Consider the following 25,996-nt stretch of genomic DNA (forward strand, 5'->3'; position numbering starts at 1 on the left):
CCGTCATGCAAGGAGGCATCCATGATCGCTTTGTTCAACGCCACGACGCTTTCGCTTCTTCTGCTCTGCCTGTCTGGGAACGCGCTTGCGTTCGAACGCGACAAGCTGCTGGTCTGGGTCAATCAGGACAAGGGTTTCAACGGCGTCGCCGAGGTCGGCAAGCGTTTCCAGGCCGACACCGGCATCACGGTCGAAGTCGCCACGCCGGACGACCTGGCCGCTCGCTTCGACCGTCAGGCCAATACGGCCAAAGGGCCGGACATCGTTATCTTTGCCCATGACCGCTTCGGCTCCTGGCTCGACGCCGGGCATCTGGCCGCGTTGTCCCCGAGCCCGGCCGCGCTGCAGCGCACACCGGCCTTCGCCTGGGAAGCCGTCAGCGTCGCCAAGCGCATCTACGGTTACCCGCTGTCCACCGAGGTGGTCAGCCTGATCTACAACCGTGACCTGGTGCCAACGCCACCGCGAACATGGGGCGAGGTGATCGAACTGGACCAACGATTGCGCGCCCAAGGCAAGCGCGCCATCGAATGGGACTACGCCAACCTCTACTTCTCCTGGCCGATCATCGCCGGCAGTGGCGGCTACAGTTTGCGCAAGCGCAACGGCTTGTATGACTTTGACGATCCGGGTATCGCCAATTCCGGGGCAATTGCGGGCTTCAGGCAGATTCAGCAGTTGCTCGAACTCGGCGTGCTGTCACCGGAAGCCAGCTATGGCCGAATGATGGATGCGTTCAAGGCAGGCGAGCTGGCGATGATGATCAATGGCCCCTGGGTGTGGAATGAGTTGCGCGCGGCGGGGCTCCGCTTCGGTGCTGCCGACGTGCCGGGCATCGATGCCAACCATCCCGGCAAACCCTTCGTGGGCGTCGTCGCCGCCGCGGTCAATGCGCACAGCCCGAACCAGAAGCAGGCACAGCGATTTCTCGACGACTACCTGACCACCGCAGAGGGACTTCGCAGCATTGATGCCGACAAGCCGCTGGGCGCGGTAGCGAATCTGGAACTGCTGGAAACGCTGCAGCATGAACCCTTGATCGCGCATACCTATCGCTCGGCCACGAAGGGGGAAATCATGCCCGACGTACCGGAGATGAAGCGTTTCTGGGCATTGTTCGAAAGCCGCCTGAAGCCGATGCTGCTCGGCGAGCGGCCAATCCCGGCAACGCTCGAAGAAATCAGCGGTCGCCTGAGCCAACATGCCCAGATGCAGAGCGTGCGCCGCCGCTTCTACCCCATCGCCGAAGCGAGCGACTCAGCGCCCTGAGCGCAACAGCCGGCCCGCTAATTTCCCAGCGCCTGTTCAAGGCGCTGAACTGCGCTCACCCAGCAGCCAGAGCCGGAAGCGCACCGCGAATTCCGGTACCGAGCTGAAAATCCAGCCGGCGACTAGCACGTTGAGCAGCGCCACGGCGAGAAACAGCTGCGGTATCGACATCCCGGCCACGGTCAGAATCAGGATCGAGAAGATCGCCGAAATCACCATGAACAGCGCATTGAGGATGTTGTTCGCCGCCACCACGCGCGAGCGCTCCTCCAGCGCGGTGCGCGACTGGATCAAGGCATACAGCGGCACGATATAAAGCCCGCCGAAGGCGCCGAGGCCAAGGATATCGATCAACACCCACCAGGCCCGCGGCTCGGCCAACAGCGCCGTCCAGTCCCGGATTTCACTGGCTGCCGGCACGCTCGTCGCGTGCCACCAGAGCAGCACGCCGAACAGCGTCAGGCCGATCGAACCCAGCGGCACCAGGCCCATCTCCACGCGATGCCGCGACAGCCGTTCGCAGAGCATCGAACCCAGCGCGATGCCGATCGAGAAGACTGACAGGATCAACGTCACCACACCCTCGTCGCCCTGCAACAGGTCACGGGAAAACGCCGGAATCTGTGTCAGATAGACCGCGCCTAGGAACCAGAACCAGGAATTTCCCACCATCGCGCGCGACACGGCGCGCTGCTGGCCCAGCCCCAGGCGCATGATCCGCAGCGACTGGCGCAGTAAGTTCCAGTCCAGGCGCAGGCTTGGCAGCGCCGCCAGCGAAAACGGAATCTTCCGACTGGCCAGATAACCGATCACGGCCAGCAGCACCACGGCCACCGACACCCGCATGGCGTAATCGCCACCGGACATCAGCACGCCAGCGGTGATGGTGCCGCCGAGAATCGCCAGGAAGGTACCCATCTCCACCAGCGCGTTGCCGCCGACCAACTCATCGCTATGCAGTTGCTGCGGCAGGATCGAATACTTCACCGGCCCGAACAGCGCCGATTGCGTGCCCATGCAGAACAGCACCACGAGCAATAACGGCAGATTGCCCAGCAACATCCCCACGGCGCCGACCAGCATGATCAGGATTTCGGCGAACTTGATTCGACGTATCAGCCACGCCTTCTCGTACTTCTCACCGAACTGGCCGCCGAGCGCGGAGAACAGGAAGAACGGCAGGATGAACAGCAGCGCGCAAAGATTCACCAGCAAGCTGACGTCGGCCGTGGCGCCGAGCTTGTAGAGAATGGCGAGCACTAGCGCCTGCTTGAACACATTGTCGTTGAACGCACCGAGCAGCTGCGTCACGAAGAACGGCAGGAAGCGCCGCGTACCGAGCAGACGGAACTGGGAATGCTGGCTCATCGGAAACCCCCGCGGCTACGCTCGCCCCGCACGAGATCCGCCCCGACGCTCACAGCGGCAGCTGCCCGAACGCCCAGCGTAAAAGAAAGAAACTCAGCAGCCCGCCGCCGATGGTGGCCAGCAGGTTGCGGCTGATCGCCGCGATGAAGATTGCCAGCAGGCCAGCCAGCAGATAGGCGTTGTCCCACGCCAGCGCCCATTCGCCCTCCGGCATCAGCATCGCCGGCACGACGATGGCAGTCAGCACGGCCACCGGCACGTAATGTAAGCCCTGCTCCACCAGACGCGGGAAGCGCAGGTCGGGCCAGGCGAAGAAGCTGTAACGAATCACGAAGGTGATCGCCAGCATGCCCAGAATCAGCAGCCAGATTTGCATGGGTTCACCTCCTTTCGTGCATGACGTTCGGCTCGCCGTTCGGCTCGCTGTTCCAGCCAGACACCTACGACGATGCCGGCCAGTGCCGCGGCGATCAGGCCCAGCTTGTAGGGCAGTTCCCAAGTCAGCAGCGCCACGGCGGCGGCCACCAGCGCGGACGCCACTTGCGGGCGGGTGCGCATCATCGGTACGGCGATGCCGATGAAGGTCGCGATCATGGCGAAATCCAGGCCCCAACTGGCGACATTCGGTACCGCCTGACCGAAGGCGATGCCGGCCAGCGTCGCCAGTTGCCAGCTCAGATACATGGTCAGCGCCGCGCCGAGGAAGAACCAGTGCTTGTGCGGCGACGCGTCGTCGCTGGCATAGCGGTGCTGAATGACCGCAAAAGCTTCATCGGTCAGCCAGAAGGCCAGCGGCACCCGCCAGCGGCTGGACAAATGCCGCACGAACGGCTGCAGCGCCGCGCTGTAAAGCGCGTGGCGCAGGTTGACTACGAAGGTCGTCAGCAGCACCACGGCCGCGCCAACGCCACCGGTGATCAAGGTGATCGCAATAAACTGCGCGGAGCCGGCGAACACCAGCGCCGACATGCCGATGGTCTGCCAGGTCGAAAGTCCGGCCCCGATGGAGAGCGTGCCGAAGATGATGCCAAACGGGATCGCACCGACGATCAACGGAAGAATATCGCGGCAACCGTGCCAGAACTCTTGCGAGCGGGACATCGAGGCTCCTTAGGTGTGCATCGCAAACGATAACGAGCTACGCGCCGCCATCGCGGTCGGAGCGTAGGGAATTTTGAAGACGGGCTGATGACCACAGGACAACCCGCCCGTGGAAACGGCAGACATTACCTTATGTCGGCGCCTGACGGCGACGGGCGTGCTTCTCGTGGAGTTAATGACGAGGGCCGGGCCCGCTTTCCCCTCCCCCAACCCTCTCCCCGGTGGGGAGAGGGAGCTGAAAGCGGGTCCAGGAGGTGCTCTGAGCTACTGGGTTGGTCCGCAGCATTCCATCGCCCGGCAAACACCACCTGTAAAGCGGCTGGAGCACATCAGGCGAGCAAGCACGATGCTGACTGATTAACCTATAGCCCGCGCCTCCAACATACCCCTGACTGCCGGCCATTCTCGATCAGTGATGCTGTAGAGCACCGTGTCGTCCAGGCGGCCATCGGCGAGGCGGCGATGGTTGCGCAGCACGCCTTCGCGCTGTGCACCGAGCTTCTCGATGGCGCGCTGGGAGCGCAGGTTGCTGGCGGCGGTTTTCAGTTGCAGGCGTACCAGTTGCCACTCATCGAAGGCGTGTTTGAGCAGCAGGTATTTGATCGAGGTGTTCAGCCCAGTGCCGTGCTCGGCTTTGTCCAGCCAGGTCCAGCCGAGTTCGCCAGCCGGCAGCGACGGATTGAAATCGGCGAAGCGAGTCGTCCCGATGATGCGCTCGGCCATGCGCAGGGTGAACGCCACCGCGCGACCGTCGCGCTGTTCGCTGAGCGCGAAACGATACCAGTCCGGGCGTAGCGGCCCGTTGAGGTAAATCAGCTCGTCGCGGTTACGCTCGGCGAGCTCGACCAAGGCCGGGATGTCGGCCTCTGCGAGCGGGTCCAGGCGCAGAGCGCCTCGCTGCAAAGTGACCGGACGCGGCATGAACATCGAGATTCTCCTATGTGGGCACGCTTGTTGTGATCACGGCGCAGGCGGTAAGTGCCCAGCGGCCATCCGCGTCAGCTGACAATGGGTACAAGCCAGCCCGGACGCGCGTGCCGAGACACCGAATCAGCCACCACAGCAGTAAGCCGCAGGCAAGCCAGTATTTGTCTAGTCCGGTACTTTCGCCCGTTGCGCCCGCGACGACCAGCCTCATGCGACGATGGTCGCAGCCGCCACACGCCGATCGCTTTTACTGCGAAACTTTACATAGTCATCTATCACCAAGCGGCAGCCTTCGGTTATCCAAGACTTGCCGAGCATGAGCTGTCGCCCGAGCGGTAATTCCGGTCCTGAAACAGTCGCATCGCACCGGCTGACCCTGGTCAGCCGGTGCGAACGTACTGCTATACCGGCTATCGTCTAAGCGCAGCCCGGCTCGGTATGACGACCGTCCGGGCTGGAGCCTGCTACTTATTTGCTGTCTGGAGTTTGCATGTCATTGTCCGGTGGGTTGATCGCGCTGGTCGCCTTTACCTATATGGCCGTGCTGTTTGCCATCGCGTTCTATGGCGATCGAAACCGCGCGCATATGTCACCGCGTGTACGCGCCTGGGTCTATAGCCTGTCGCTGGCCGTCTATTGCACCAGTTGGACCTTCTTCGGCGCCGTTGGCCAGGCAGCCGAGCAGCTCTGGTCATTCCTGCCGATCTATCTCGGGCCCATCCTGCTGATGCTGCTGGCGCCCCAGGTGATCCAGAAGATGATCATGATCAGCAAGCAGGAGAACATCACCTCCATCGCCGACTTCATCGCTGCGCGTTACGGCAAATCGCAGACATTGGCGGTGGTGGTGACGCTGATTTGTCTGGTGGGAGTGCTGCCCTACATTGCCCTGCAGCTCAAAGGCATCGTGCTCGGTGTGAACCTGCTGATCGGCAAGCACAGCGAGGCCGTCGCCGGCTCCGGCACGCAGGACACGGCATTGATCGTATCCGTGGTGCTGGCGCTGTTCACGGTACTGTTCGGCACACGCAACCTGGATGTCACCGAGCACCATCGCGGCATGGTACTGGCGATCGCCTTCGAGTCCCTGGTCAAGTTGCTCGCGTTCATGGCCGTAGGCGCCTTCGTCACCTTCGGTCTGTATGACGGTTTCGGCGATCTGTTCAATCAGGCTTACGTTTCCACGGAACTGACCGGCTTCTGGGAAGAAACAGTCAACTGGCCGGCCATGCTGGTACAAACCACCGTGGCGCTGATGGCCATCGTCTGCCTGCCGCGACAATTCCACGTGACGGTGGTTGAGAACATCGAACCGCGCGACTTCCGCCTGGCGCGCTGGGTCTTTCCGCTGTATCTGGTGCTGGCCGCGCTGTTCGTCATTCCAATCGCACTGGCCGGACAGCTGCTTCTGCCGAGCGGAATCAGCCCCGACTCCTTCGTGATCAGCCTGCCGTTGGCCGAAGCTCACCCGGCGCTGGCGATGCTGGCCTTCATCGGTGGCGCCTCGGCCGCGACCGGCATGGTCATCGTCGCCAGCGTCGCGTTGTCGACCATGGTGTCCAACGACATGCTGCTGCCTTGGTTGTTGCGCCGCAAAGAAGCCGAGCAGCCCTTCGAGGTGTTCCGCCACTGGATGCTGTCGGTGCGCCGCATCAGCATCGTCGCCATCCTGCTGCTGGCCTATGTCAGCTACCGCCTGCTCGGCTCCAGTGCCAGTCTGGCGACCATCGGCCAGATCGCCTTCGCCGCCCTGACCCAATTGGCGCCGGCGATGGTCGGTGCGCTGTACTGGAAGCAGGCCAACCGGCGTGGTGTGTTTGCCGGCCTCACTGCCGGCGCGATGATCTGGGTCTACACGCTGATTCTGCCGCTGCTCGGCTGGCCGCTGGAGATGTTTCCCGGCCTGCAATGGATGTACACCGCCGAGCTGCCGTTCGGCGCCAGCGCCCTGACGCTCGGCGTGACGCTGTCTTTGGTGGGCAACGCGACGCTGTTTTTCTGGGTCTCGATCCTGTCCCAAACCCGTGTGGCCGAGCACTGGCAGGCCAGCCGCTTCATCGGCCAGGAGATCCACCCAACCGCCAGCACGCGCCGACTGCTGGCCGTGCAGGTCGAAGACCTGCTCTCGCTGGCCTCGCGCTTCGTCGGTGCCGAACGCGCGGAGCTCAGCTTCCAACGCTTCGCCCGCCGTCATGGCCATGATTTTTCGCCCAGGCAACAGGCCGACGGCCAGTGGATCGCTCACACCGAGCGGCTGCTCGCTGGTGTCCTCGGCGCCTCCTCGACCCGCGCGGTGGTCAAGGCCGCGTTGGAAGGCCGTGACATGCAGGTCGATGACGTGGTGCGCATCGTCGGCGAGGCATCGGAGGTGCTGCAGTTCAACCGCGCACTGCTGCAGGGCGCGATCGAAAACATCACCCAAGGGATCAGCGTGGTCGACCAGTCACTGCGACTGGTGGCCTGGAATCATCGCTACCTCGAGATTTTCGAATACCCGGACGGGCTGGTTTACATTGGCCGACCGATCGCCGACATCATCCGCTACAACGCCGAGCGCGGCCTCTGCGGTCCTGGCGACGCGGACACCCACGTGGCCAAACGGCTGTACTGGATGCGCCAGGGTCGCGCGCACACCTCCGAGCGGCTGTTCCCCAACGGTCGAGTGGTCGAACTGATCGGTAATCCGATGCCCGGCGGCGGCTTCGTCATGAGTTTCAGTGACATCACCGCCTTCCGCGAAGCCGAACGCGGCTTGAAGGACGCCAACGAAGGCCTCGAGCAGCGGGTCATCGAGCGAACCCAGGAACTGTCGGAGCTGAACAAGGCGCTGACCGCAGCCAAGAGCACGGCCGAAGCGGCCAATCAGTCGAAGACACGCTTTCTCGCCGCAGTCAGCCATGACTTGATGCAACCACTGAATGCGGCGCGGCTGTTCTCCGCCGCCCTTTCGCACCAGCACGACGCCCTGCCCCGCGAGGCGCAGGATCTGGTGCGCCATCTGGATAGCTCGCTGCGCTCGGCCGAAGACTTGATCTCGGATCTGCTGGATATTTCCCGCCTGGAAAACGGTCGCATCACGCCCGATCGCCACCCGTTCCCGCTGGCCACGCTGTTCGACACGTTGAACACCGAATTCACCATGCTCGCCGCCGAGCAGGCGGTCGATTTCAAGGTGCATGGCAGCCGGTTGCGGGTCGACAGCGACATACGCCTGTTGCGCCGGGTGCTGCAGAACTTCCTCACCAATGCTTTCCGCTACGCCAAAGGTCGCGTGGTGCTGGGCGTGCGGCGGCAGGGCGAGTCCCTGCGTCTGGAAGTCTGGGACCGCGGACCGGGAATTTCCGAAGACAAACTGCAAGTGATCTTCGAGGAATTCAAACGCCTGGATAGTCATCAGACCCGTGCCGAAAAAGGCCTGGGGCTGGGCTTGGCGATTGCGGACGGTTTCTGCCAGGTCCTGAACCATCCGCTGTCGGTACGCTCCTGGCCAGGCAAGGGCAGCGTGTTCAGCGTGACGGTTCCGATCGCCAGCAATGTAGTCCGCCAGGCCAAGGTCAACGGCAAGTCCGAAGTACAGCAGACCGCACTGACCGGCATCCAGGTGCTGTGCATCGACAACGAAGACAGCATCCTGGTTGGCATGCAAAGCCTGCTTTCACGCTGGGGATGCCAGGTGTGGACCGCCAGCAACCGAACCGAGTCCGAGGCGTTGCTGAAGGACGATATCCGGCCACAGCTGGTGCTGGTGGATTATCACCTTGACCACGGAGAAACCGGCCTGGACGTCATGGCTTGGTTGCGCGCCCGCCTCGGCGAGCCAGTGCCCGGTGTGGTGATCAGTGCCGACGGGCGCCCAGAGCTGATCGCGGCGGTGCACGCGGCGGGGCTGGATTTCCTTGCCAAGCCGGTCAAGCCGGCGGCACTGCGGGCACTGATGAGCCGGCACGTGCCTTTGCATTGAGCGAAATGCCGCTGCTCCGTGCCGACCCGCTTTCGTAGGAAGCGCACCCTCGCGGCAAATGCGGACCTTATGACAGCACAAGAGCCAATGCTTCGCCCCGAGGGCGGGCCTCCCACAAAAACCGCTGCTCCGTGCCGACCCGCTTTCGTAGGAGGCGCGCCCTCGCGGCGAAAGCGGACCTTATGCCAACACAAGAGGAAAGCTTCGCCCCGAGGACGGGCCTCCCGCAAAAAACCGCACACGCCGCATCACGCCGCCTACGTCGGTTATTCCCCAGCCTCTTCCAACGGCGTCTCCGCCCCGGCACGCTCAAGCCAGTCGGCCGGCAGCTTCTTGCTCGCACGCGCGCCCAGAAGCTTCAGCTGCTCGGCACGGCCGACCAAATTGCCACGCCCATCGGTGAGCTTGTTGCGCGCGCCGATAAAGGCCTTGTCCAGTTGCTGCAAACGCGTGCCGATCTCGTCCAGGTCCTGAATGAAGGCGGCGAACTTGTCGTAGAGCGCACCGGCCCGCTCGGCGATCTCACGGGCGTTCTGGCTTTGCCGCTCCTGCCGCCAGAGGCTGTCGATCACCCGCAATGTGGCAAGCAGAGTAGTCGGGCTGACTATCACGATGTGCTTGCTGTAAGCCTCTTGGAACAGCTCGGGATCGCCCTGCAACGCCGCGGCGAATGCCGCCTCGATCGGCACGAAGAGCAATACGAAATCCAGGCTCTGTAGCCCTTCGAGCCGCTGGTAATCCTTCAACGACAATCCTTTCAGGTGACTGCGCAGCGACAGTACGTGCTGCTTGAGCGCCAACGCGCGGCTGCCTTCGTCTTCGGCGCAGGTCAGCGCCTGATACGCGGTGAGGCTGACCTTGGCATCCACCACGACCTTTTTGTTGCCCGGTAGCTGGATCAGCACGTCAGGCTGGAAGCGTTCGCCATCGGCGCTCTTCAGGCTGACCTGCGTATGGTATTCACGGCCCTTCTCCAGTCCTGCATGTTCCAGCACTCGCTCGAGAATCAGCTCGCCCCAGTTTCCTTGAGTCTTCTGCCCCTGCAACGCACGCGTCAGGTTGGTCGCCTCGTCGCCCAGACGCTGATTGAGCTGTTGCAAGCGCTCCAGCTCCTTGGCCAGGGAAAAGCGTTCGCGCGCCTCGCTCTGGTAGCTTTCCTCGACTCGTTTCTCGAACGACTGGATGCGTTCCTTCAAAGGGTCGAGCAATTGCCCGAGCCGCTCGTGGCTGGCCTCGGCAAAGCGCTGTTCGCGTTCCTCGAAGATTTTCCCAGCCAACTCGGCGAACTGCGCCCGCAGCTCGTCGCGAGCACTCTGCAGATCAATCAGGCGCTGCTCGTGGGTCTTCTGCTGTTCGTTGAGTTCGGCGGTAACGGCGGCATGAGCAGCGCTCAGGGCTCGTAGCTCGGATTGCTGCGCATCGCGCTCGGCTTCCAGATCATTGAGCGCATCGCGGGATTCCAGGCGCTGAGCCTGTAGCCACTCGGTTTCGCGGCGCAGCGCCGCGAGTTCGGCCTGCAGCGCGGCGCGAGACTCGTTGAGGTCGGCGTGTGCCAGACGACTGGTTTCGAGCTGCGCACTCAGACCTTCCTGCGCCATGGTGGCCTGGGCGAGCCGCTCGTCGAACAAGGCAAGTTCGGCCTGACGCCGAGAGAGACGAAGCTGCAACGCGACGGCCACGGCAGCCAACAGCACACAAAGGGAACCAAGCCCGGCGAACAGATAGATGGTGTCAAGAGGCATGAACGGCTCCGGCTGAATTGCCGGGCAGTATAGCCAGCCGTCGTTTGCCGGTCGCCTGTGTCAGCGCTTCGCGGAGAAGCGCTGTAGAGCGCTCGATGCCTCAGCCGAACCTTGCGCAGCGGCTTGCTCCAGCCAATGCCGGGCCTTACTCAACTCGCGGTACTGCGGCTGACAATACAGCTGCCCCAGCTCCAGCTGCGCCTGGCAATCACCGGCACGGGCGGCCTGGCGCAGCATTTCGAAACCGATGCGCCGATCACGCTGGCTGTCGCAGTCGGTGCAGAGCAGCCGCCCGAGCCGACTCTGCGCTTCGACCACGCCCTCGCGCGCGGGCTGCTTGAGCATCCGACCGGCGATTCGTTTGACACTCTTGGTTTGTCCTAGATGCTGGTTGTCCAGCAGCCATAGCGCCATGCGCAACGGCAAGCGCGGGGACGTTGATAGGCTATCGACGGAAGTCGAAGCGGTAGAGCGCGTTCTCATGAGTACCGAAGGGGTTCGAGGACAGGGCGCGCACTCTACTCCTTTTTTCTTAGAGTTAAAGCCTTGCAAAATTTGCAGAAAGGCGATCCGTATCACATAAAAATTTCATCCACAAAAGCTGTGGATAACTCTGTGGGCAAACGGGTTACAAATCCCGCTAGCGCTTATGGTTAGTGGGCTGCAGTTAAACTGGCGTTTTTTTCGCCAGTAGAAAATCTCCTTATTTTTCAGCAAGTTATTAATGATCTATGCGTCCGTACGATTTGCGACAGTTTGTCATAAGCGCTTGACAAGCCCGCTCGCGAAATGTGCACAAGTTTGTGGCAGCAAGCGCAGAGAGCCCGTCCCAAGCGGCTTTTGCGCAGGTTTGAGCGGCTAACGGGGAACTTTGTACTGCCTGACCGGTCGTCGGGTGCTGCCAGTTAGGGCACATCGCAATACCCGCAATGACCGGCTTATGCTTGGGCATCGGTCACAACGGGATAAGTCATGACGAAGGGGCGCAGGGTCCTGGGCTGGACGGTCGCGGGAGTGGTTCTGCTGGTTCTTGGCATTGCCGTCTACGGTGGCTTGCGCTGGCAAGAATTCAAGCGTGAGTTCGATATCGTCACGCTCGACATCGACGGGTTGCGCCTGTCGACCGATCAGCTACGCGTGCGACAAATTGTCTTGGTTAGGCAGACCGCATCCGACGAACGGCTCGCGGTAACGGTCGATAATTTGCGCCTCGGCATCGCGAACTGGTGGCGACCGCTGCCGCTCCGGTCGCTACGCATCGATCACCTCGACGTACAGTGGCAGCCGGTGCCCAACGCGAGTGATGAGCGCGAACCCACCGCCCTGCCCAGCCGCCAGCAACTGGAACGCTGGACGGCCTGGTTGCCCCGTAGCGGCCATATCGCTTCGCTCGTCACCACCCTGCCCTGCGCCAGCGGTACCTGTCAGGAACAGGGCGAGCTGAGCTGGCAGCACGCCGGTAGAGAGGTGCTACCCGCCACACTGAACCTGCAGCTACATCACGACACGCATCAGCTGGCACTGACGCTGGACATCCACGAACGGGGCGCCGACACCCATGCCGATCTGCAATTGCAACTGGACGACCGACAGCGCCTGTCCATGCAAAACCGGCTGACGCCAGAGGCCGACTCGACACAATGGCGCGGCACGCTGGCCATGAGCGAGCTGCCGGAAGCGCCTTGGCTGCTGGAGTGGTTGGGCGAATGGCTGGCCTACGCACCGCCAGCTTTACCCGAATTGCCGGAGCAGATGCGCATTGGCGCGGGCTGGTCGCTGCAGATCGATACCGACGACCTTACGGGTGAATGGCGTGTGCTCGATGGCGAGCTACGCCTGTCGAGCCATCTGCCCGCACCCTGGCCGGTACCCGGCATCGGTCAACTGCAAGGACGATTGGATGCAACCGCCGAAGCCAATCGTGGCATCTGGCTACCTACCGAACTGACCGCCGATCTGCAACTGCGCCCGGCGGCCACGTTGGTCGAAGCCCTTCCGGCACCGCTGCGACCCGACGCGATCAGTCTGCAGATCACGCCAGCGCCGGCCACTGAAACAACGTCCACGATACCGCTGCAGATGCGCCTGAACGCGAGCGGGGCTACGCCGCTCACACTCGATAGCCTGATCGCGCTCGAAACCGCCGCGCCCTATGCGCTGTCCTTCGAGCAAACCAGATTGAGGCTGGATAGCAGAGCGCTTTCGTTGGCGGAAATGACCTTGACCGACCTTGAAGCCGATCTGCGGATGCGTGGCCGCGCAACCATGGAAGCAGCCAATATCCAGTTCGAGAAAGGCTCGCAGATCACACTGGCTCGTCTAAGCAGTGGCGCCGATCTGGTGGCTAACGGCGTGCAACTTGACCCATCCGGGCTCGATATCGCTATTGACTCCGACGACCAGCAGTGGGACGAATTGTCAATCGAAGGCAAGCCCACGCTCAAGATCGCCGAACTCCGGCAACCGGCGCTGCGCCCCATGGGCTGGCAATGGAGCGGCAAACTCGTTGTCGGAAGCGAACAGCTTTCGCTCGAAGGCCCGCTGCAAAACGACGCCGGGCTCACGCTCCCTCTGACGCTCAACCACAACTGGTCCAGCGGCGCGACGCGGCTGAATGCAAGCCTTCCTGAACTGTTCCTGCGCGCGGGCAATCCGTTGGCTGCGACGCTCGCCGACTGGCCGCAGGTTCTGGAACTGAGCACTGGAAGGCTGCAGGGGCAAGGTCAGCTCGACCTGCCTGCCAAGGGTCTTCCCGAGGCGAGCGCGACGCTCAGCGTCAAAGGGCTCGGTGGCATTTACGACCGCACCGAACTGAGCGGGTTGGACGCGAACCTCTCGATTGCGCTGCGGCGAAACCAGCTGCGCCTGGGGATTCCCGAACTGATCCTGCGGGAAGCCAATCCTGGCTTCACCTTCGGCCCGCTGCGGTTCGGCGGCGAATATACGGGCGACATCGACCACCTCGACCGGGGCCGTCTCGCCTGGAACACCGCTGAGGTGCAATTGCTGGGCGGCCGGCTCTGGCTCGACCCCGGCGAGGCGGACCTGGATGCCGGCACGCAACAGCTGAGCGCGCATTTGCGCGGTCTACAACTGCCGTTATTGCTCGAGGCCTACCCCGCCGAAGGCCTGTCCGGCACCGGCGTAATTGATGGTGAATTGCAGCTGCAGCGTGGCGAGGCTGGCGTGAGTATCGAACGCGGCTCGCTGCAGGCGCGGGAGCCGGGCGGCGTGCTGCGGTTCCGCTCAGCGAAAATTCAGGCGCTCGGCCAGTCCAACCCAGCGATGCGTCTGGTGACCGAGGCCCTGGATGACTTTCACTACGACCTGCTCGCCAGCGACGTGCACTACGCCGCCGACGGTACGCTCGACCTGGGGCTCAAGCTGCACGGTCGCAATCCGGCGTTGGAAGGCGGTCGCCCGATCAACCTTTCGATCAACCTCGAAGAGAACATTCCGGCTCTGCTGACCAGCCTGCAACTGTCCGATCGCGTCAGCGAAACCATTCAAAGGCGGGTGCAGGAGCGCCTCAGATAAGGCAATGTATCCGCCACCCCGAACAGGAGAAGACCGTTATGCGGTTGCGCTATCCGATCAGCATTCTGGCGCTGGCCCTGCTCGCCAGCGCCTGCACCCCAAGAGTGGAATTGGCTGTGCCCAACGAGCCGATCAACATCAACCTCAACGTGAAAATCGAGCACGAGATCTACATCAAGGTCGACAAGCAGCTCGACTCGATCATCAACGAAGACAGCGGCCTGTTCTAAGGAGCCTTATGAAAAGCTATCTGAAATTCGGTACCCTGCTCCTGGCGCTGTGCCTGGCCCTGCCCGCCGCCGCCATGACCCTCAATGAAGCCATGGCCGCTCTCGGTCAGGCCAAGGCCAGCGGCCAGCTCGGCGAGAAGCCCGACGGCTATCTGGGTGTGGTGCAGTCCGGTGGCCAGGCGGAAGATATCGCCAGTCAGATCAACCAGGCGCGGCGCGCCGAATATCACCGTCTGGCGCAGAAGAACGGCATCGCCGTCAGCGATGTCGAGGCGATTGCCGGCAAGAAGGCCATCGAGAAGACCCCCTCGGGGCAGATCATCCAGCTCAACGGCAGTTGGGTGAAGAAATAACCCGTCTACCCCGTTCGTAGGGCCGAACTTGTTCGGGCTTGGCCAAGCAGGCCGCGCATTGCCGAATGAATTCGGCCCTACAGCAATGCGCACCACTTCGCATCAGAACCAGGCGGAAAGCGTCAGTGAGCCGAACTGATCGTGTTCGTCCTGGCCATTGAATTCGCGGGTCCGCCAGACACTGGCGAACGCCAGTTGCCAGCTGCTCCAGGTCAGCGCCACGCCGGCCTTGGCATCGCCAACCCACTCGCGGCTGTCGACCGAATGGCTGCTTTTGAAGGTATTGCCCTCCAGCAGCATGTTGTGGGCCATGTAGCGTCCTTCGAGGTTGGCGAAAAGGCTCCAGGCGAACCCGCCGCCCTGGTCGAAGAACATGCTGCCACTCTGTGCGGGCGCCACTGCCGGGATGCTGAAGCTGCGCGCCAAGCCCTGGCCGATACGAACGCCCAGGCCTGCGGAACCGTAGGTGTAGAGATTGCCGAGCGCGACGCCTGCGCTCGGCCCGTACTCCATTTCCAGCCCGGCGAAGCGCTGCTGCAACCACCAGCGTTTCTGGTAGCCGACGTTGACGAAGGGCTCGTTGCGCAACTGGTTGTCCCAACCCCTGGGCTCGTCGCTGTCGGTCGCATCATGCACCCAGCGCTGAATCCGCTTGCCGCCCGCAGCCGGCCCGACCACACCCACGTCGAGGTGCAGGCCACTGGCTTCGCGCCAACCCTCGTGCTGTATATCGGAAAAGAGCGACATTCCGGCGAACAACAGGCCGGCATAAGGCCGATCGTCCTCGATCAGCTCGGCCTGTTCGATCTCGTTCGGGGTGTAGATCTGGTGCCCGAAGCGATAGGCCACGTTATCGACCTCCTCCGCCGCCCAACCCGGCATGGACCCAGCGAACCCGCGCGTCCAGTGATCAGCCTCGGGCTTAAACGAGCGCATCAGCTCGAAGCCGTTGGTGTAATGACCGTCACTACCGGTGGCGATGATGTCGTTCTCGATCTTCAGCGAATACAAGTCCGCCTGGCTGACGAGAGGAACACAAGCGACAAGTACGGCGATGGAAATACGAGTACGCAAATGCGGGTTTGCCATGGCCCAGCTCCTTGGTTACATGCAACAGGAAATGTATCTGCATGTTTTAGAGCCGGGCGTTTACCGAAACGTTCACCGACGCGTTTAGCGCGCATCCGCAACGGGTGAGCCGGCTCTGAGCCTAGCCGTGAAGCGGCACAGCCTCGACGTAGGTGCGCTCCGCACCACCGAGCCCCGGTGCATGCGGCGTGCATGTAGCCTGCGGATGAAACTCCACAGACCTAGCCCATCGTTCGAAGCTTCGCTGTCAGGTGCCGATAACGCCTCCGTCGCTCTTGGTGATGAGCACCGTTGAGGAACGCGGGCGAGTCTTGCCGTCGCTGGCCGGAAAACTCAGCTCGGGATGCTGCACATTGATCCACATGGCCCGGTAGTCCGGGCTCCAGGTGATGCCGGTGATCTCGCACCCGCGCGGGCCGACCAGAAAACGCCGCACCTCACGGGTCCGTGGGTCGGCGCACAGCAGCTGGTTGGTGCCCATGGCCTGCATCGCTGGCTCCTCGTCGCCGTAATCGGTTTCGATCCACAACCGGCCGGCGCCATCGAACGCCACGCCATCTGGCGAAGAAAAAATATCCCCGTTAATGGTCCCGGTGAGATGAGCCGGCACCGGCTGGCCGTCCGCGTCTTTAGCGCCGCGTCGCTCACCGGCCAACAGGAAGATTTCCCAGGTGAAGACCGTCGCGGTCGGATCTCCGCCCTGCTCGTTCCAGCGCAGGATCTGCCCGTGCAGGTTGTTCGGTCGCGGGTTGGCCTTGTCGGTTGGCTGCTTCACGCCACGGCCATCATTGTTGGTAAGCGTCACGTAGACCTCCCGACTGTGAGGATGCACCGCCACCCATTCCGGCCGATCCATAGGTGTCGCTCCGACGTGATCGGCAGCGGCGCGGGCGTTGAGCAGTACCTCGGCCTGGTCGGCGAAACCGTTCGCGGCGCTCAAGCCGTTCCGCCCGTGCACCAACGCCAGCCACTCGCCGCTGCCGTCGGCATTGAAGCGCGCCACGTAGAGCGTGCCTCTGTCCAACAGCTGACGGTTGGCGTGATCAGCACCCGGCACGTAGCGCCCGCTGGGGACGAACTTGTAGACGTATTCGCCCTTGGTGTCGTCGCCGGAATAGAACGCCATGCGACCGTCCTCGCCCAGCGAAAGCACCGAGCACTCACGGCAATAACGGCCAAACGCGGTGCGCTTGATCGGCGTGCTCTGCGGATCGAACGGGTCGACTTCCACCACCCAGCCGAAGCGGTTCGGCTCATTCACGTGGCCATTGTGGGGTTGCGCCGGGTCCGGCGTGGCGTTGAAGCGCGGATCGGCAGTCTCCCAGCCGTAGAGCTTGCTCAGCCCTTCGCCGGCAATACCGTAGCGCTTGTGCGAGACGCGCGTGGCCAGGTCCGCGGCGTCGTGGTTGACGAAGTAGTTGTGCCAGTTTTCCTCGCACACCAGATAGGTGCCCCACGGCGTGAAGCCGCTGGAACAGTTGTTCAGCGTACCGATGATTTCCCGCCCGCTCGGGTCGGAGGCGGTCTTCAGCGCGTCGTTACCGGCCAGCGGTCCGCTGACCGCCATAGGCGTCATCGCCGAGATACGGCGGTTGTAGCGCGATGGCATGACCCGCTGCCATTGTCCCTGCGCATCCTTCTTCACTTCGATGACACTAACGCCGTGGGCCGCCTGTTCCTTGCGCACTTCGTCCAGCGGGCGCTTGCCGTCGGTGAGCGTCATGCCGTTGGGGTGCAGTGGCGGATTGACGTACTCATGGTTGATCACCAGCAAGCCGTGGCTGTCCGGGTTTTCTGGAAAGGGGAAGAAATGCATGCCATCGTGGTTGTCGCCGGCCTGCTTGAGCTGGGCCTGCCAGTCGTCGCTGGCGTCCGGGTTCCACTCTGGTGCGTCGGCCAGCACCGCATCGCCCCAGGAAAAGAACGTCCGCGCGCTGTAGCCGGGCGCCACCTGCACGCTGTCGAATTTCGGGTCAAGCTGAGTGGGAATCCCGCTGAAGCCGATCAGCGAATCAGACTGCCCGGCGCTGCGGCAGGCGCTCAGGCTCCCGCCGAGAAAACCGAGCGCGGCCAGACCAAGACTGCCCTTGAGCATGCTCCGCCGGCTGCGATCGACCAGTTGCCCCAGCGAGGCATTCGAGCTCGGGTTAATGGCCTGATCGTCGAGGGCTGAAAGGTTGGCGTGAAAACTCTGAAAATCCTGTTTCATCAATGGCTCGTTCGGCAAATGGATCTGCTGCGCATCATTGGATGCGGTAGTGGAAGGTGTTCTTCACTTCGGGCACTGACACTGCACGCCCGTCGATGACACGAGGCTGATAGCGAAAGCTCTTGGCGGCGGAGAGCGACGGACGGATGAACAGCGGATGGCAGTCATCCAGCGCCTTCGGATTCTCGATCCGCCCCTGCGGGTTGACCGAATAACTGACGGTGCAGGTGCCCTCGATACCCTTGTCCAACGCACGTTGCGGGTAGGCTGGCGCATCCTTGGCGATCGGCAAGTACTGCCGACTGGCAGCCGCGGCGGCTTCGGCTTGGCGTGCTCGTTCAGCGGCGGCAGCCGCTTCGGCCTGCGCTGCCTGCTCGCGCTGTCGCGCCTCGCGGGCCAACTGTTCACGACGCTGGGTTTCGTGCTGCTGACGCTCGACCTCAAGCCGCTCTTGCCGCTCACGCTCCAACTGCTGCTTGCGTTGCCGCTCTTTTACGCGCTGCTCTTCGGCCCGTCGTTCCAGTTCGGCGCGCTTGTAGGCGAGCTCGGCCTGTTCGAGCCGATGCTGTTCGATTCGCGGATCGACTTGCGGTTCCTCGACCACGTCTCGAACCATGGTCTCGACTGGCTCCGGCAACGGCGTCGGCTCGGGTTCGACAGGCGCCGCGAGCACCGGTTGCGGAGCCGGCAAACTGACCAGCTGGGTCTTGAGTACCTGTGTCGAGCTGGGTGCCGTCAGCTCCGGCGTCCAACCGTGCAACAGCAGGCCGAACACCGCGGCGTGCAGCGCTACGGTCACCACCGCTGCGCTGGCATGGCTGAGCCACTGCGGCCGGGGAGCTGGAAAGCTGTTGGGCAATGTCATGATCAGACTGCTCATGGCGCGGACTGCCCAGGCGGCGCCTCGGTGATCAGGCCGAGATTCACCACGCCGCCGCGCTGCAGCTCGGCGATCCCGGCCACCACGCGGCCATAATCGGCAGTGTCATCGGCGCGCACATAGACCTGGGTGTCGCCGCGCTCGGCGATGATTGCCGCGACCTTCTCCCGCATCTCCTCAAGGTCGATGGCGCTGTCGGTCTGGTCCTCGGCGTTCAGCTCGCTGCCCAGGTTCCAGTAGAAGCCGCCGTCGGCCTTCACCGAGAGCGTGAGGATCTGCCGCTCGTTCTCCGTGGGCATCGCCTCGGCGGCCACCTTGGGCAGTTCGATCTTCACGCCCTGCACCAGCATCGGCGCGGTGACCATGAAGATCACCAGCAGCACCAGCATCACGTCGATGTAAGGGACCACATTCATTTCGGCCTTGGGGCCGTGTTTACGCTGTGGCTTGACCAGCATGGCTAGGCTCCTTTCAGGCGGCTGCGGCTACGCTGGGCGATGCGGCATGCAGGCGCCGATGCAAGCGTGCCTGCAGCTCATTGGCGAAGCTGTAATAGCGGCTGCTCAGCGTCTGCCCGCGCGCGGAGAAGCGGTTGTAGGCCATCACCGCCGGGATCGCGGCAAACAGGCCAATGGCCGTGGCGATCAAGGCTTCGGCGATGCCCGGAGCGACGGTCGAAAGTGTCGCCTGCTGCACCATGGACAGGCCGAGAAATGAATTCATGATGCCCCAGACGGTGCCAAACAGGCCGATGTAGGGGCTGACCGAACCGACGGTGGCAAGAAACTGAAGACCACTCTCGAGCCGCTCCTCCTGTTCCGCGATGGCCACATAGAGGCTGCGCTCGACCCCTTCGATCACCGCATCCGGTGCAATACCAGGCTGGCGGTGCAGCTGGTTGAATTCCTGATAACCGGCCAGAAAGATGCGTTGCAATGCCGCCTCGTTGGGGAGCGCCTGTTCGCTGCCCTCCCGGTACAGCTGGGCGAGTTCTCCGCCGCCGCGAAAGCGTTGCAGGAAGGTAGTCAGCAATCGTTCGCTGCGGCGCAACGCGGCTCCTCGTTGGATAATCAGATACCAGCTGGCGACCGAAGCCAGCACCAGCGTGATCATCACCAGCTGCACCACCAGGCTGGCCTCGCTGACCAGCCCCCAGACCGACATGTGTTCGAGTGTGCTTTGCATAGTTTCCTCCAGGCCGTCCGACGCGACGGCCTCGTATTTGATTGCACCGGCATGACCATGCGATGACAGTCACGCTAGATAGGCAGAACGACGGCTCAGTCCAGACCCAATGCCTCGGCAACGGCCGCCCAGGGGAGGTACTTGTAGTTCTGTGGCCCCTCTGGCATGCGCTTGCGGCCGTCCTGCACCACCAGCATTCCGCGGCTCCAGATGCCTCCGAGATTGGCCGAGGTGACCTCCAGACCGTCGGTTTCCGAAGCGCCATCGATACCCAGCTGGGCGTTCAAGCCCACACGGAAGGCGCCGCGCATGGCGTAAGGCGCGCGGGCATCAAGCACCACATAGCTGTCGTTGCCCTGGCTGGAAATCACCAGATAGTCAGCCTTTTCACCCTGATAGAGCGCCAGACCTTCGATGTCGTCGTGCACCGGGCCACCCACTCCGATGACCTTCTCCAGTACAGTCGGAGCGTCAGCACGGGCATCGAGCGTCCACACCGCGACGTCTTCCTCACCGACGTACAAGCGCTGGTTACGGTCGTCGGCCACGCAGCCTTCCGGCTGGGTCTCAACTTTGAAGCTACGGACCAATTCACCGCGCGGCTCACCCGTGACGCCATCCAAGCGGTATTGCAGGAATCGGCCGTCCTTGTCGTTGGCGATGGCGTGGATGGCACCCTGCTCGTCCTTGAACATGCACAGGCCGTAGATATCACCAAGCGGCGTCTCGATCTGCCCGATGTCGCTCAGCCACCCGCTGCGTTGATCGATGGCAAATAAATGCAGACTGTTGTGATCGCGGTTGCTGGCGACGGCCAGATCGACCGGCTTGCCGTCCAGTGAAAAGCCCGAACGCACATCGACATTGTTCAACCGGCCTACCGACAGGTACTGCAACTGCTTGCCAGCCATGTCGTAGACACCCAGCCCGCCCTTCTTGTCAGTACCGAGCACTCGGCTGTTGGAGGGGTCGTTCGGGTTGACCCAGATGGCCGGGTCATCGGCCGCATCGCCCAGACTCGGCACCGGTTCGGTCTGGACCTGCGCTGGCAATACCGGAATGACGGGCGTCGCAGCAGACGCTTCGGGTTGCCAGTCCAGACGGGCCCTGTGCGCACCACGCTCGTCGATCAGCAACAGCTCGAGGCCGCGTTGCGTCAGCCGAGCGCTTATCTGCTCCGGTTCAACGAGCGCATCCAGCGGCAACACCGAATGGCTGAGCCAAGCGCCGCCGTCTTGCCGATACAGATGCAACGCGCCCGTTTCCGGGTCCAGCACCAGCAACCCGCCCGGCACCAGAGCGATACCGGCCGCGGCTTGCGCGATGCTCCCGAAGGGCTGGCGGATATCTACCGGCTGGCGGAGCAGGGGCGCCTCCGCATCAGCGGCGTAGCTCCAGACGCCAACGCCCTCCTCGTTCACCAACAGCTCACCAGATTGATCGTCGACCTGGCAGTACCCGCTTTCCGGCGGCAGGCTCAGACCGCGAACCCGTTGCGGTGCGCTTAGCAGGCGCTCGTCTGCCGCAATCAGCCATTGTTCGCCGATACCGTCTTCACCCAGCAGAAAGACAAATTCGTTGCGTGCCGAGTCTCGATACAGACAGAGCCCCTCGATAGCGAAATCGGTCTTCGGGATATACAACGGCTGGCTCCAGCGATGCGCTCGATCCAATCCGAGCAGTACAGCCTGCTGGCGCATCTGATCGATGGTCGCGACCAGCAAGCCATGCCCGCCTGCGCGGTGATCGAGCCCTTCGAATCGGCCCTTCAACTGGCTTAGCAGCTGGCCTTGGGCATCGAACAACTGCAGCCCGCGGGCGTCGGGGCGAATCATCAGCTGGTCGGCACCCGGCCAGAAACGATCATCGCGGACGAGCTGAGCGTTCTCCGCATCCATAACGACTGCCCCATCGGCAAACGCAAGGCTCGGTACCGCCGAAGGCTGCTCGTCGTGCTTGGCCGTCTGGCAGGCTGCCAGCGCAATGCAGAGGCTCAACAGCAAAGGTTTGTGCAAGGTTACGTTCATGGTCATTCCATTCAGCAGCCGCCGGCCGACGCCGCCCTGTCAGGAACAGGTCGGTATCGGGGCGGCGAAAGGGATCAGAAGTGGGTAAGGGTCAGGCCGAGCTTGTAGGTCGGGCCGTATTCCTCGTACTGGGCGTTGTAATTGCGGCGCCCGGTGTAGACGAAGTAGGACTCGTCGGTGAGGTTCAGCGCCTCGACTGTCAATTGCAGGTTCGGCGTGATGAAGTAGCCGGCCTTGAAGTCGAGAAACAGCTGCTCGTCGGCGTAGAGGTCGTGCGCCTCGTCATCGACGCCTGAGACTTCGGCCAGGTATTCGGATTTGTAGTTGGCCGCCAAACGCATATTGAAGACGTCGTTCTCCCAGCCGACCATCAGGTTGCCGACCGTATCGGAGTGGTTCGGCAGATCGATGCTGCGCTGTCCGCCCTGCCCTTCGATATCGGCGTCGGACTTGCTGAAGGTGGCGTTGGCGCCCAGCAGCACGCCGTTCCACGGCGCCGGCAGCCAGTCGAGCTTCTGCGAATAAGACAGCTCGATACCGTAGAGCTTGGCGCTGCTGCCGTTCTCGAAGCTCAGCGCCTCGTCGAAGCCGGCCCACTGGCCCGTACCGGCCAGATCGGTGTTGTAGATGAAGTTGTCGATGTCCTTGTAGAACAGATAAGCCGACACGGCACCCGCGCGGCCCATGTAGTGCTCGATGCCGAGGTCGTAATTCATCGACTCCAGCGGCTTGAGGTCGGGATTGCCGAACGCGGCATCTTCACCATCGATAACGAAGCCCGGCGCCAGTTGTTCGAAGGTCGGGCGCACTACGGTATTGGTCCAGGCGGCGCGCAATTGAGTATCGGGGGTCAGCTGATAGCGGGCATGCAGGCCCGGCAGCCAATGGTCGTACCGGTTATCACTGGAGACGGCCTCGAACTCGCCGTCGCGCAGCCCCGTTCCCTTGGCGCTGAACTCGGTGCCTTCGTAGCGCAGGCCGGCAATGATGCGCCATTGGTCCAGGTCCAGGGTATTCATGAAATAGGCGGCGTTGATGTCCTCGCTCATGTCGAAGTCACCGATGCGCGACTCTTCTTCGTCGTAAAACTCGCTGGCGTCCAGGCCACCGATCAGCCCTTCCAACCCGCCAGCATCGATACCCGGACCAAAGCGGCCAAGGGCATAGTCGACGTTGCCGCTCTGGAAGTCAGCCAGGGTCAGGTCAGCGAAATCATCGTAGGCCCAGATATCGACGTCGTTGGTCTTGTCGCGCCGGCTGAGCTTACCGCCGACCTTGAACTGGGAGGCGTAGCCCCGAATGTCGTAATCACGGGCAAGATCCAGGCGAATGTTCTTTTCTCGGTCACGCGCATCGCTCTTTTCCCACTCCACCTCGTCCAGCTCGAAACTCGCTGGATCGTAGAACGACGAGTCGATCGCCAGGCTCGGCTTGCGCGTGCTGGAGAAACCCGCGTCGCTGAAGTCGCCTACGAAGGTGGCGCCGGCGATGCCGCCCGGATTGCGCTCGCGCGCCTCGCTGTAGCCGGCCTGACCGCTCAGCGTCCAGAGCCCCATCATGCGCTCGCCGCCGAACACGTACGACTGGATAGTCTGGGTATCTTCGCGCGATTTCAGCTCACGCCAGCCTTCGGCGTCGCCTAGCTCCCCTGCCAGTTGCGCGTCGGCAAACTCGACACCTGCGGCGTTGCGCGTCTCGGTGTCCTTGAAGCGGCTATAAAGAGTGCGCAGGTAATAACTGCTGAGGTCGTCGGGCTTGTAATCGAAGTTGAGGCCAACGCCGGCACGTTCGCGGGTGATTTCATAATCGCGCTGCTCCAGCTCGCCAAGTCGCGCGCCATCCTCGAAATCCCAGGCGCCGCCGGTTTCGACGTTGTCCGAGCCGAAATCTCGCTCCTGCCAGCTCAGCGCCGCAGCGACGCCGAAATTGTCGACGCCATCACCCAGGCTGAAACGGTTGCTGAAGGCGCCGGAAAACTTAGGGCTGGTCTTGCTGACGTTATCGTCGTAGCTGCCCTCGCCGCTCATGCTATAGAACAGGCCGTCGTGATCGAAGGCGGACAGGCTTTCCACCTCGATGGTGCCGCCCAAGGAGTTGGCATCCATGTCAGGTGTGAGTGTTTTGACCACCGACAGCGACTGCACCAGCTCCGACGGCAACACGTCCAGCGCCACCGCGCGGCGACCGCTTTCCGGCGAAGGGACCAGCGTGCCGTTGATGGTCACGCTGTTAAGGTCCGGTGCAATGCCGCGCACGCTGACGAAGCGCCCTTCGCCCTGGTCGCGCTCGACCGACAGACCAGGGATACGTTGCAACGCTTCGGCGGCGTTGTCGTCCGGCAGCTGGCCGATGCCGTCGGCGTGTACCACGCTCTTGACGCTGTCGGCGCTACGCTGCTCCTTGAGCGCCTTGTCGATGCTGACGGCTTGGCCGATCACCTCGACGTGTTCCATGACAAGCGGCTCCTCCGCCCAGGCCGAACCGGCGCTGACGGCCAAGGCCAACAGGCTGATACGGAATCCTGCATGGCGGATGCCGCTGCGGTATGTGCTCATGAACAATCCCCCGAACGCTGTTTACCGGGTCCATCCCGGAACTGCAGCGGACGGTATGTGGGGGATATGGCGGTTCTGTGACAGGGGTTGGGGATGGGGCGGCAGACTGGGCTTGTTGGGGTGGTCTCCGGAGTGGAATGAGCCGATATGACCTGTCTGATGGATCACGGGGACGCATTTGTGGGTTTGCGGTTCGTGCCGCTGCGCGTATCAGCGCGGTCAAAAACGCTTGCCTCTGCATCCGGCCCTGCGCTTCGCTCCTGAAGGGGCGTTTGGTGTCGTCTGTTAGAGCGTGCACCGAAGCCAAAGCCAAACCAAGCCGCGAAGCCGCCTCCAGCCCCGTAGGGTGGGCTTTAGCCCACCAATAGCAGGGCTCCACTCCGTCACGGTGGGCTGAAGCCCACCCTACAGTGCTTAGTCTTTCGATTTGCTGCAGATCAACAGGCGACTCGGGACGCCCCTTTCAGGAGGGTAAGCGTAGCCGCCGTGGAGAGGGGCGAGCCGCATGGATGCGGCGTGAGCCGTAAAGGCTAACCAAACCGAAATAACGCCTGAGCCAATTCAACCCCCTCCCCATTCATCCAAGCGTCACATTCATTTGTTTCCGTGCCCCTCACGCACTGGCGCGCCCTCGCCACGGAGACCCGATGAAATCCTTTCTAAAGCTGCATGCCCTGACCCTGCTCGGCCTGGCATTCGCGGCCAACTTCGGCCTGCAGATCTACCTCGCCACCGGCCAGCTCAAGCCTTGGGCTGAGATCGACTGGATGGACGTGGCCGGCGAAGGCGGCTCGGCAGTATTGGCGCTGGTCTGGCTGATCATGCTGCTGCACAGTCGTCCCGCCGGCCGGGTAACGCGGCTGCTTGCGCTCGGCCTTGCCTGCGTATTCCTGTCCTGGTGGATGGATGCGTTGGATGAGTTCATCCAACTGCCGGAATTGGTGACCTGGGATAACTGGTTGGAAACCGCGCCGATGCCCGTCGGCCTGGTGTTGCTGACATTGGGCATCTATCACCTGAATCAGGAACAGCGCGCCATCAGCCAGCAGATGAGCAAGCGCGAAAAGGGATTCCGCGAGCACCGGCTGTTCGACAAACTAACTCCGCTAGGCGCCGCCGAATATCTGCGCCAGCACGTGCAACTGGCACTCGCGCAGGCCCAGGCGGAGCAGCAACCCTTGTCACTGGTGGTCGTGGATCTGGACGATTTCAACGCGCTCAACCTGCGTTACGGTCAGGCCGAGGGCGACGCCGTGCTGCAGGCGATGGCCCACCTGCTGCTGCTCAATCTTCGCCGCCAGGACCTGCTCTGCAGGTTGGCGGGGGATCGCTTCGTTGCCGTGTTGCCGAACACCGGCGAGGCCCAGGCCCGTTCAATTGCCGACGAACTGCGCCAGGCCGTAGTCAGCCTGGCGCACAAAACCGCGCAGCACGGAGAGCGGGTGCACCTGCGCGCCAGCACCGCGACGGTGATGGCCTTCGACGAGGACGCCGAGCAACTCCTCAAACGCCTCAACCTGAACCTGGCCAAGACCAAACAGCAACTGCCGCGCTGCGCCTGAG

19 protein-coding genes are annotated in these 25,996 nt (G+C 62.8%); 6 read left to right on the forward strand and 13 right to left on the reverse strand.

All coding sequences use genetic code 11. The features are described 5' to 3' along the window. Positions 1-21 precede the first annotated feature (21 nt). Positions 22-1,269, forward strand: a complete 1,248-nt coding sequence (malE, locus tag GYM54_RS06010; protein ID WP_181101215.1) for a maltose/maltodextrin ABC transporter substrate-binding protein MalE — start codon at positions 22-24, stop codon at positions 1,267-1,269. Between the two features lie 36 nt (positions 1,270-1,305). Here malE and GYM54_RS06015 read toward each other — a convergent pair whose 3' ends face one another. From GYM54_RS06015 to GYM54_RS06030, 4 genes are all read right to left on the reverse strand, one after another. Then, positions 1,306-2,637: an MFS transporter gene (locus GYM54_RS06015; protein ID WP_181101213.1), complete on the reverse strand. Its 1,332-nt coding sequence runs from the start codon at positions 2,635-2,637 to the stop codon at positions 1,306-1,308. A 49-nt stretch (positions 2,638-2,686) separates the two neighbouring features. Continuing rightward, positions 2,687-3,013 (reverse strand): AzlD domain-containing protein, encoded by a 327-nt coding sequence (locus GYM54_RS06020; protein WP_131650331.1) that lies wholly within the window; start codon positions 3,011-3,013, stop codon positions 2,687-2,689. After that, positions 2,995-3,738 (reverse strand): AzlC family ABC transporter permease, encoded by a 744-nt coding sequence (locus GYM54_RS06025; RefSeq protein WP_181101211.1) that lies wholly within the window; start codon positions 3,736-3,738, stop codon positions 2,995-2,997. The genes GYM54_RS06020 and GYM54_RS06025 overlap by 19 nt, the downstream gene beginning before the upstream one ends. A 357-nt stretch (positions 3,739-4,095) precedes the next feature. Beyond that, complete coding sequence (locus GYM54_RS06030) at positions 4,096-4,665, reverse strand: GNAT family N-acetyltransferase (RefSeq protein ID WP_131650329.1); 570 nt, start codon at positions 4,663-4,665, stop codon at positions 4,096-4,098. A gap of 490 nt (positions 4,666-5,155) precedes the next feature. On the opposite strand from GYM54_RS06030, the gene GYM54_RS06035 reads away from it, so the two are divergent. Continuing rightward, positions 5,156-8,626, forward strand: coding sequence for a PAS domain-containing hybrid sensor histidine kinase/response regulator (locus GYM54_RS06035; protein ID WP_181101209.1), 3,471 nt, complete (start codon positions 5,156-5,158; stop codon positions 8,624-8,626). 266 nt (positions 8,627-8,892) lie between these two features. Here GYM54_RS06035 and rmuC read toward each other — a convergent pair whose 3' ends face one another. Beyond that, complete coding sequence (rmuC, locus tag GYM54_RS06040) at positions 8,893-10,368, reverse strand: DNA recombination protein RmuC (protein ID WP_181101206.1); 1,476 nt, start codon at positions 10,366-10,368, stop codon at positions 8,893-8,895. A gap of 60 nt (positions 10,369-10,428) precedes the next feature. Continuing rightward, positions 10,429-10,782 carry a tetratricopeptide repeat protein gene (locus GYM54_RS06045; protein WP_131650326.1) on the reverse strand — a complete coding sequence of 118 codons (354 nt, stop codon included), beginning with the start codon at positions 10,780-10,782 and terminating at the stop codon, positions 10,429-10,431. 558 nt (positions 10,783-11,340) lie between these two features. Here GYM54_RS06045 and GYM54_RS06050 point away from each other — a divergent pair. The 3 genes from GYM54_RS06050 to GYM54_RS06060 are packed head-to-tail and all read left to right on the forward strand — an operon-like array spanning position 11,341 to position 14,488. Then, positions 11,341-13,905, forward strand: coding sequence for a YdbH domain-containing protein (locus tag GYM54_RS06050; RefSeq protein ID WP_197445690.1), 2,565 nt, complete (start codon positions 11,341-11,343; stop codon positions 13,903-13,905). A gap of 38 nt (positions 13,906-13,943) precedes the next feature. Beyond that, positions 13,944-14,135 (forward strand): YnbE family lipoprotein, encoded by a 192-nt coding sequence (locus GYM54_RS06055; RefSeq protein WP_131650324.1) that lies wholly within the window; start codon positions 13,944-13,946, stop codon positions 14,133-14,135. Between the two features lie 8 nt (positions 14,136-14,143). Then, positions 14,144-14,488: a YdbL family protein gene (locus GYM54_RS06060; RefSeq protein ID WP_181101202.1), complete on the forward strand. Its 345-nt coding sequence runs from the start codon at positions 14,144-14,146 to the stop codon at positions 14,486-14,488. Between the two features lie 102 nt (positions 14,489-14,590). Here the strand turns inward: GYM54_RS06060 and GYM54_RS06065 are convergent, their stop codons facing one another. The 7 genes from GYM54_RS06065 to GYM54_RS06095 form a co-directional block, all read right to left on the reverse strand. Beyond that, complete coding sequence (locus GYM54_RS06065) at positions 14,591-15,577, reverse strand: lipid A deacylase LpxR family protein (RefSeq protein ID WP_181101200.1); 987 nt, start codon at positions 15,575-15,577, stop codon at positions 14,591-14,593. 247 nt (positions 15,578-15,824) lie between these two features. Continuing rightward, positions 15,825-17,786, reverse strand: coding sequence for a PhoX family phosphatase (locus tag GYM54_RS06070; RefSeq protein WP_197445689.1), 1,962 nt, complete (start codon positions 17,784-17,786; stop codon positions 15,825-15,827). Positions 17,787-17,820: 34 nt separating this feature from the next. Beyond that, positions 17,821-18,666, reverse strand: a complete 846-nt coding sequence (locus GYM54_RS06075) for a TonB family protein (RefSeq protein WP_197445688.1) — start codon at positions 18,664-18,666, stop codon at positions 17,821-17,823. Then, positions 18,663-19,124, reverse strand: a complete 462-nt coding sequence (tolR, locus tag GYM54_RS06080; RefSeq protein WP_197445687.1) for a protein TolR — start codon at positions 19,122-19,124, stop codon at positions 18,663-18,665. The genes GYM54_RS06075 and tolR overlap by 4 nt, the downstream gene beginning before the upstream one ends. A gap of 13 nt (positions 19,125-19,137) precedes the next feature. After that, positions 19,138-19,851, reverse strand: coding sequence for a protein TolQ (gene tolQ / locus GYM54_RS06085; RefSeq protein WP_197445686.1), 714 nt, complete (start codon positions 19,849-19,851; stop codon positions 19,138-19,140). A gap of 95 nt (positions 19,852-19,946) precedes the next feature. Next, on the reverse strand, positions 19,947-21,878 hold the full coding sequence (locus tag GYM54_RS06090) for a phytase (protein ID WP_197445685.1): 1,932 nt from the start codon (positions 21,876-21,878) through the stop codon (positions 19,947-19,949). Positions 21,879-21,952: 74 nt separating this feature from the next. Further along, entirely contained in the window at positions 21,953-24,433 is a 2,481-nt protein-coding gene (locus tag GYM54_RS06095; RefSeq protein WP_197445684.1) for a TonB-dependent receptor, read from the reverse strand. A 647-nt stretch (positions 24,434-25,080) separates the two neighbouring features. Between GYM54_RS06095 and GYM54_RS06100 the strand changes: the two genes are divergently transcribed. Next, positions 25,081-25,995: a GGDEF domain-containing protein gene (locus tag GYM54_RS06100; RefSeq protein WP_197445683.1), complete on the forward strand. Its 915-nt coding sequence runs from the start codon at positions 25,081-25,083 to the stop codon at positions 25,993-25,995. Position 25,996: the final 1 nt, after the last annotated feature.

This window comes from Pseudomonas sp. MTM4 (assembly GCF_019355055.1).
In the GTDB taxonomy this organism is placed as follows: Bacteria; Pseudomonadota; Gammaproteobacteria; order Pseudomonadales; family Pseudomonadaceae; genus Stutzerimonas.

Bases quoted from the DNA above. Each gene is read 5' to 3' on its own strand.
- GYM54_RS06095 (WP_197445684.1), bottom strand. From the start codon at position 24,433: ATGAGCACATACCGCAGCGGCATCCGCCATGCAGGATTCCGTATCAGC.
- GYM54_RS06045 (WP_131650326.1), bottom strand. From the start codon at position 10,782: ATGGCGCTATGGCTGCTGGACAACCAGCATCTAGGACAAACCAAGAGT.
- GYM54_RS06065 (WP_181101200.1), bottom strand. From the start codon at position 15,577: ATGGCAAACCCGCATTTGCGTACTCGTATTTCCATCGCCGTACTTGTC.
- tolR (WP_197445687.1), bottom strand. From the start codon at position 19,124: ATGCTGGTCAAGCCACAGCGTAAACACGGCCCCAAGGCCGAAATGAAT.
- GYM54_RS06025 (WP_181101211.1), bottom strand. From the start codon at position 3,738: ATGTCCCGCTCGCAAGAGTTCTGGCACGGTTGCCGCGATATTCTTCCG.
- GYM54_RS06060 (WP_181101202.1), top strand. From the start codon at position 14,144: ATGAAAAGCTATCTGAAATTCGGTACCCTGCTCCTGGCGCTGTGCCTG.
- GYM54_RS06035 (WP_181101209.1), top strand. From the start codon at position 5,156: ATGTCATTGTCCGGTGGGTTGATCGCGCTGGTCGCCTTTACCTATATG.
- GYM54_RS06090 (WP_197445685.1), bottom strand. From the start codon at position 21,878: ATGAACGTAACCTTGCACAAACCTTTGCTGTTGAGCCTCTGCATTGCG.
- GYM54_RS06015 (WP_181101213.1), bottom strand. From the start codon at position 2,637: ATGAGCCAGCATTCCCAGTTCCGTCTGCTCGGTACGCGGCGCTTCCTG.
- GYM54_RS06020 (WP_131650331.1), bottom strand. From the start codon at position 3,013: ATGCAAATCTGGCTGCTGATTCTGGGCATGCTGGCGATCACCTTCGTG.
- rmuC (WP_181101206.1), bottom strand. From the start codon at position 10,368: ATGCCTCTTGACACCATCTATCTGTTCGCCGGGCTTGGTTCCCTTTGT.
- GYM54_RS06100 (WP_197445683.1), top strand. From the start codon at position 25,081: ATGAAATCCTTTCTAAAGCTGCATGCCCTGACCCTGCTCGGCCTGGCA.
- GYM54_RS06070 (WP_197445689.1), bottom strand. From the start codon at position 17,786: ATGAAACAGGATTTTCAGAGTTTTCACGCCAACCTTTCAGCCCTCGAC.
- tolQ (WP_197445686.1), bottom strand. From the start codon at position 19,851: ATGCAAAGCACACTCGAACACATGTCGGTCTGGGGGCTGGTCAGCGAG.
- GYM54_RS06075 (WP_197445688.1), bottom strand. From the start codon at position 18,666: ATGAGCAGTCTGATCATGACATTGCCCAACAGCTTTCCAGCTCCCCGG.
- GYM54_RS06030 (WP_131650329.1), bottom strand. From the start codon at position 4,665: ATGTTCATGCCGCGTCCGGTCACTTTGCAGCGAGGCGCTCTGCGCCTG.
- GYM54_RS06055 (WP_131650324.1), top strand. From the start codon at position 13,944: ATGCGGTTGCGCTATCCGATCAGCATTCTGGCGCTGGCCCTGCTCGCC.
- GYM54_RS06050 (WP_197445690.1), top strand. From the start codon at position 11,341: ATGACGAAGGGGCGCAGGGTCCTGGGCTGGACGGTCGCGGGAGTGGTT.
- malE (WP_181101215.1), top strand. From the start codon at position 22: ATGATCGCTTTGTTCAACGCCACGACGCTTTCGCTTCTTCTGCTCTGC.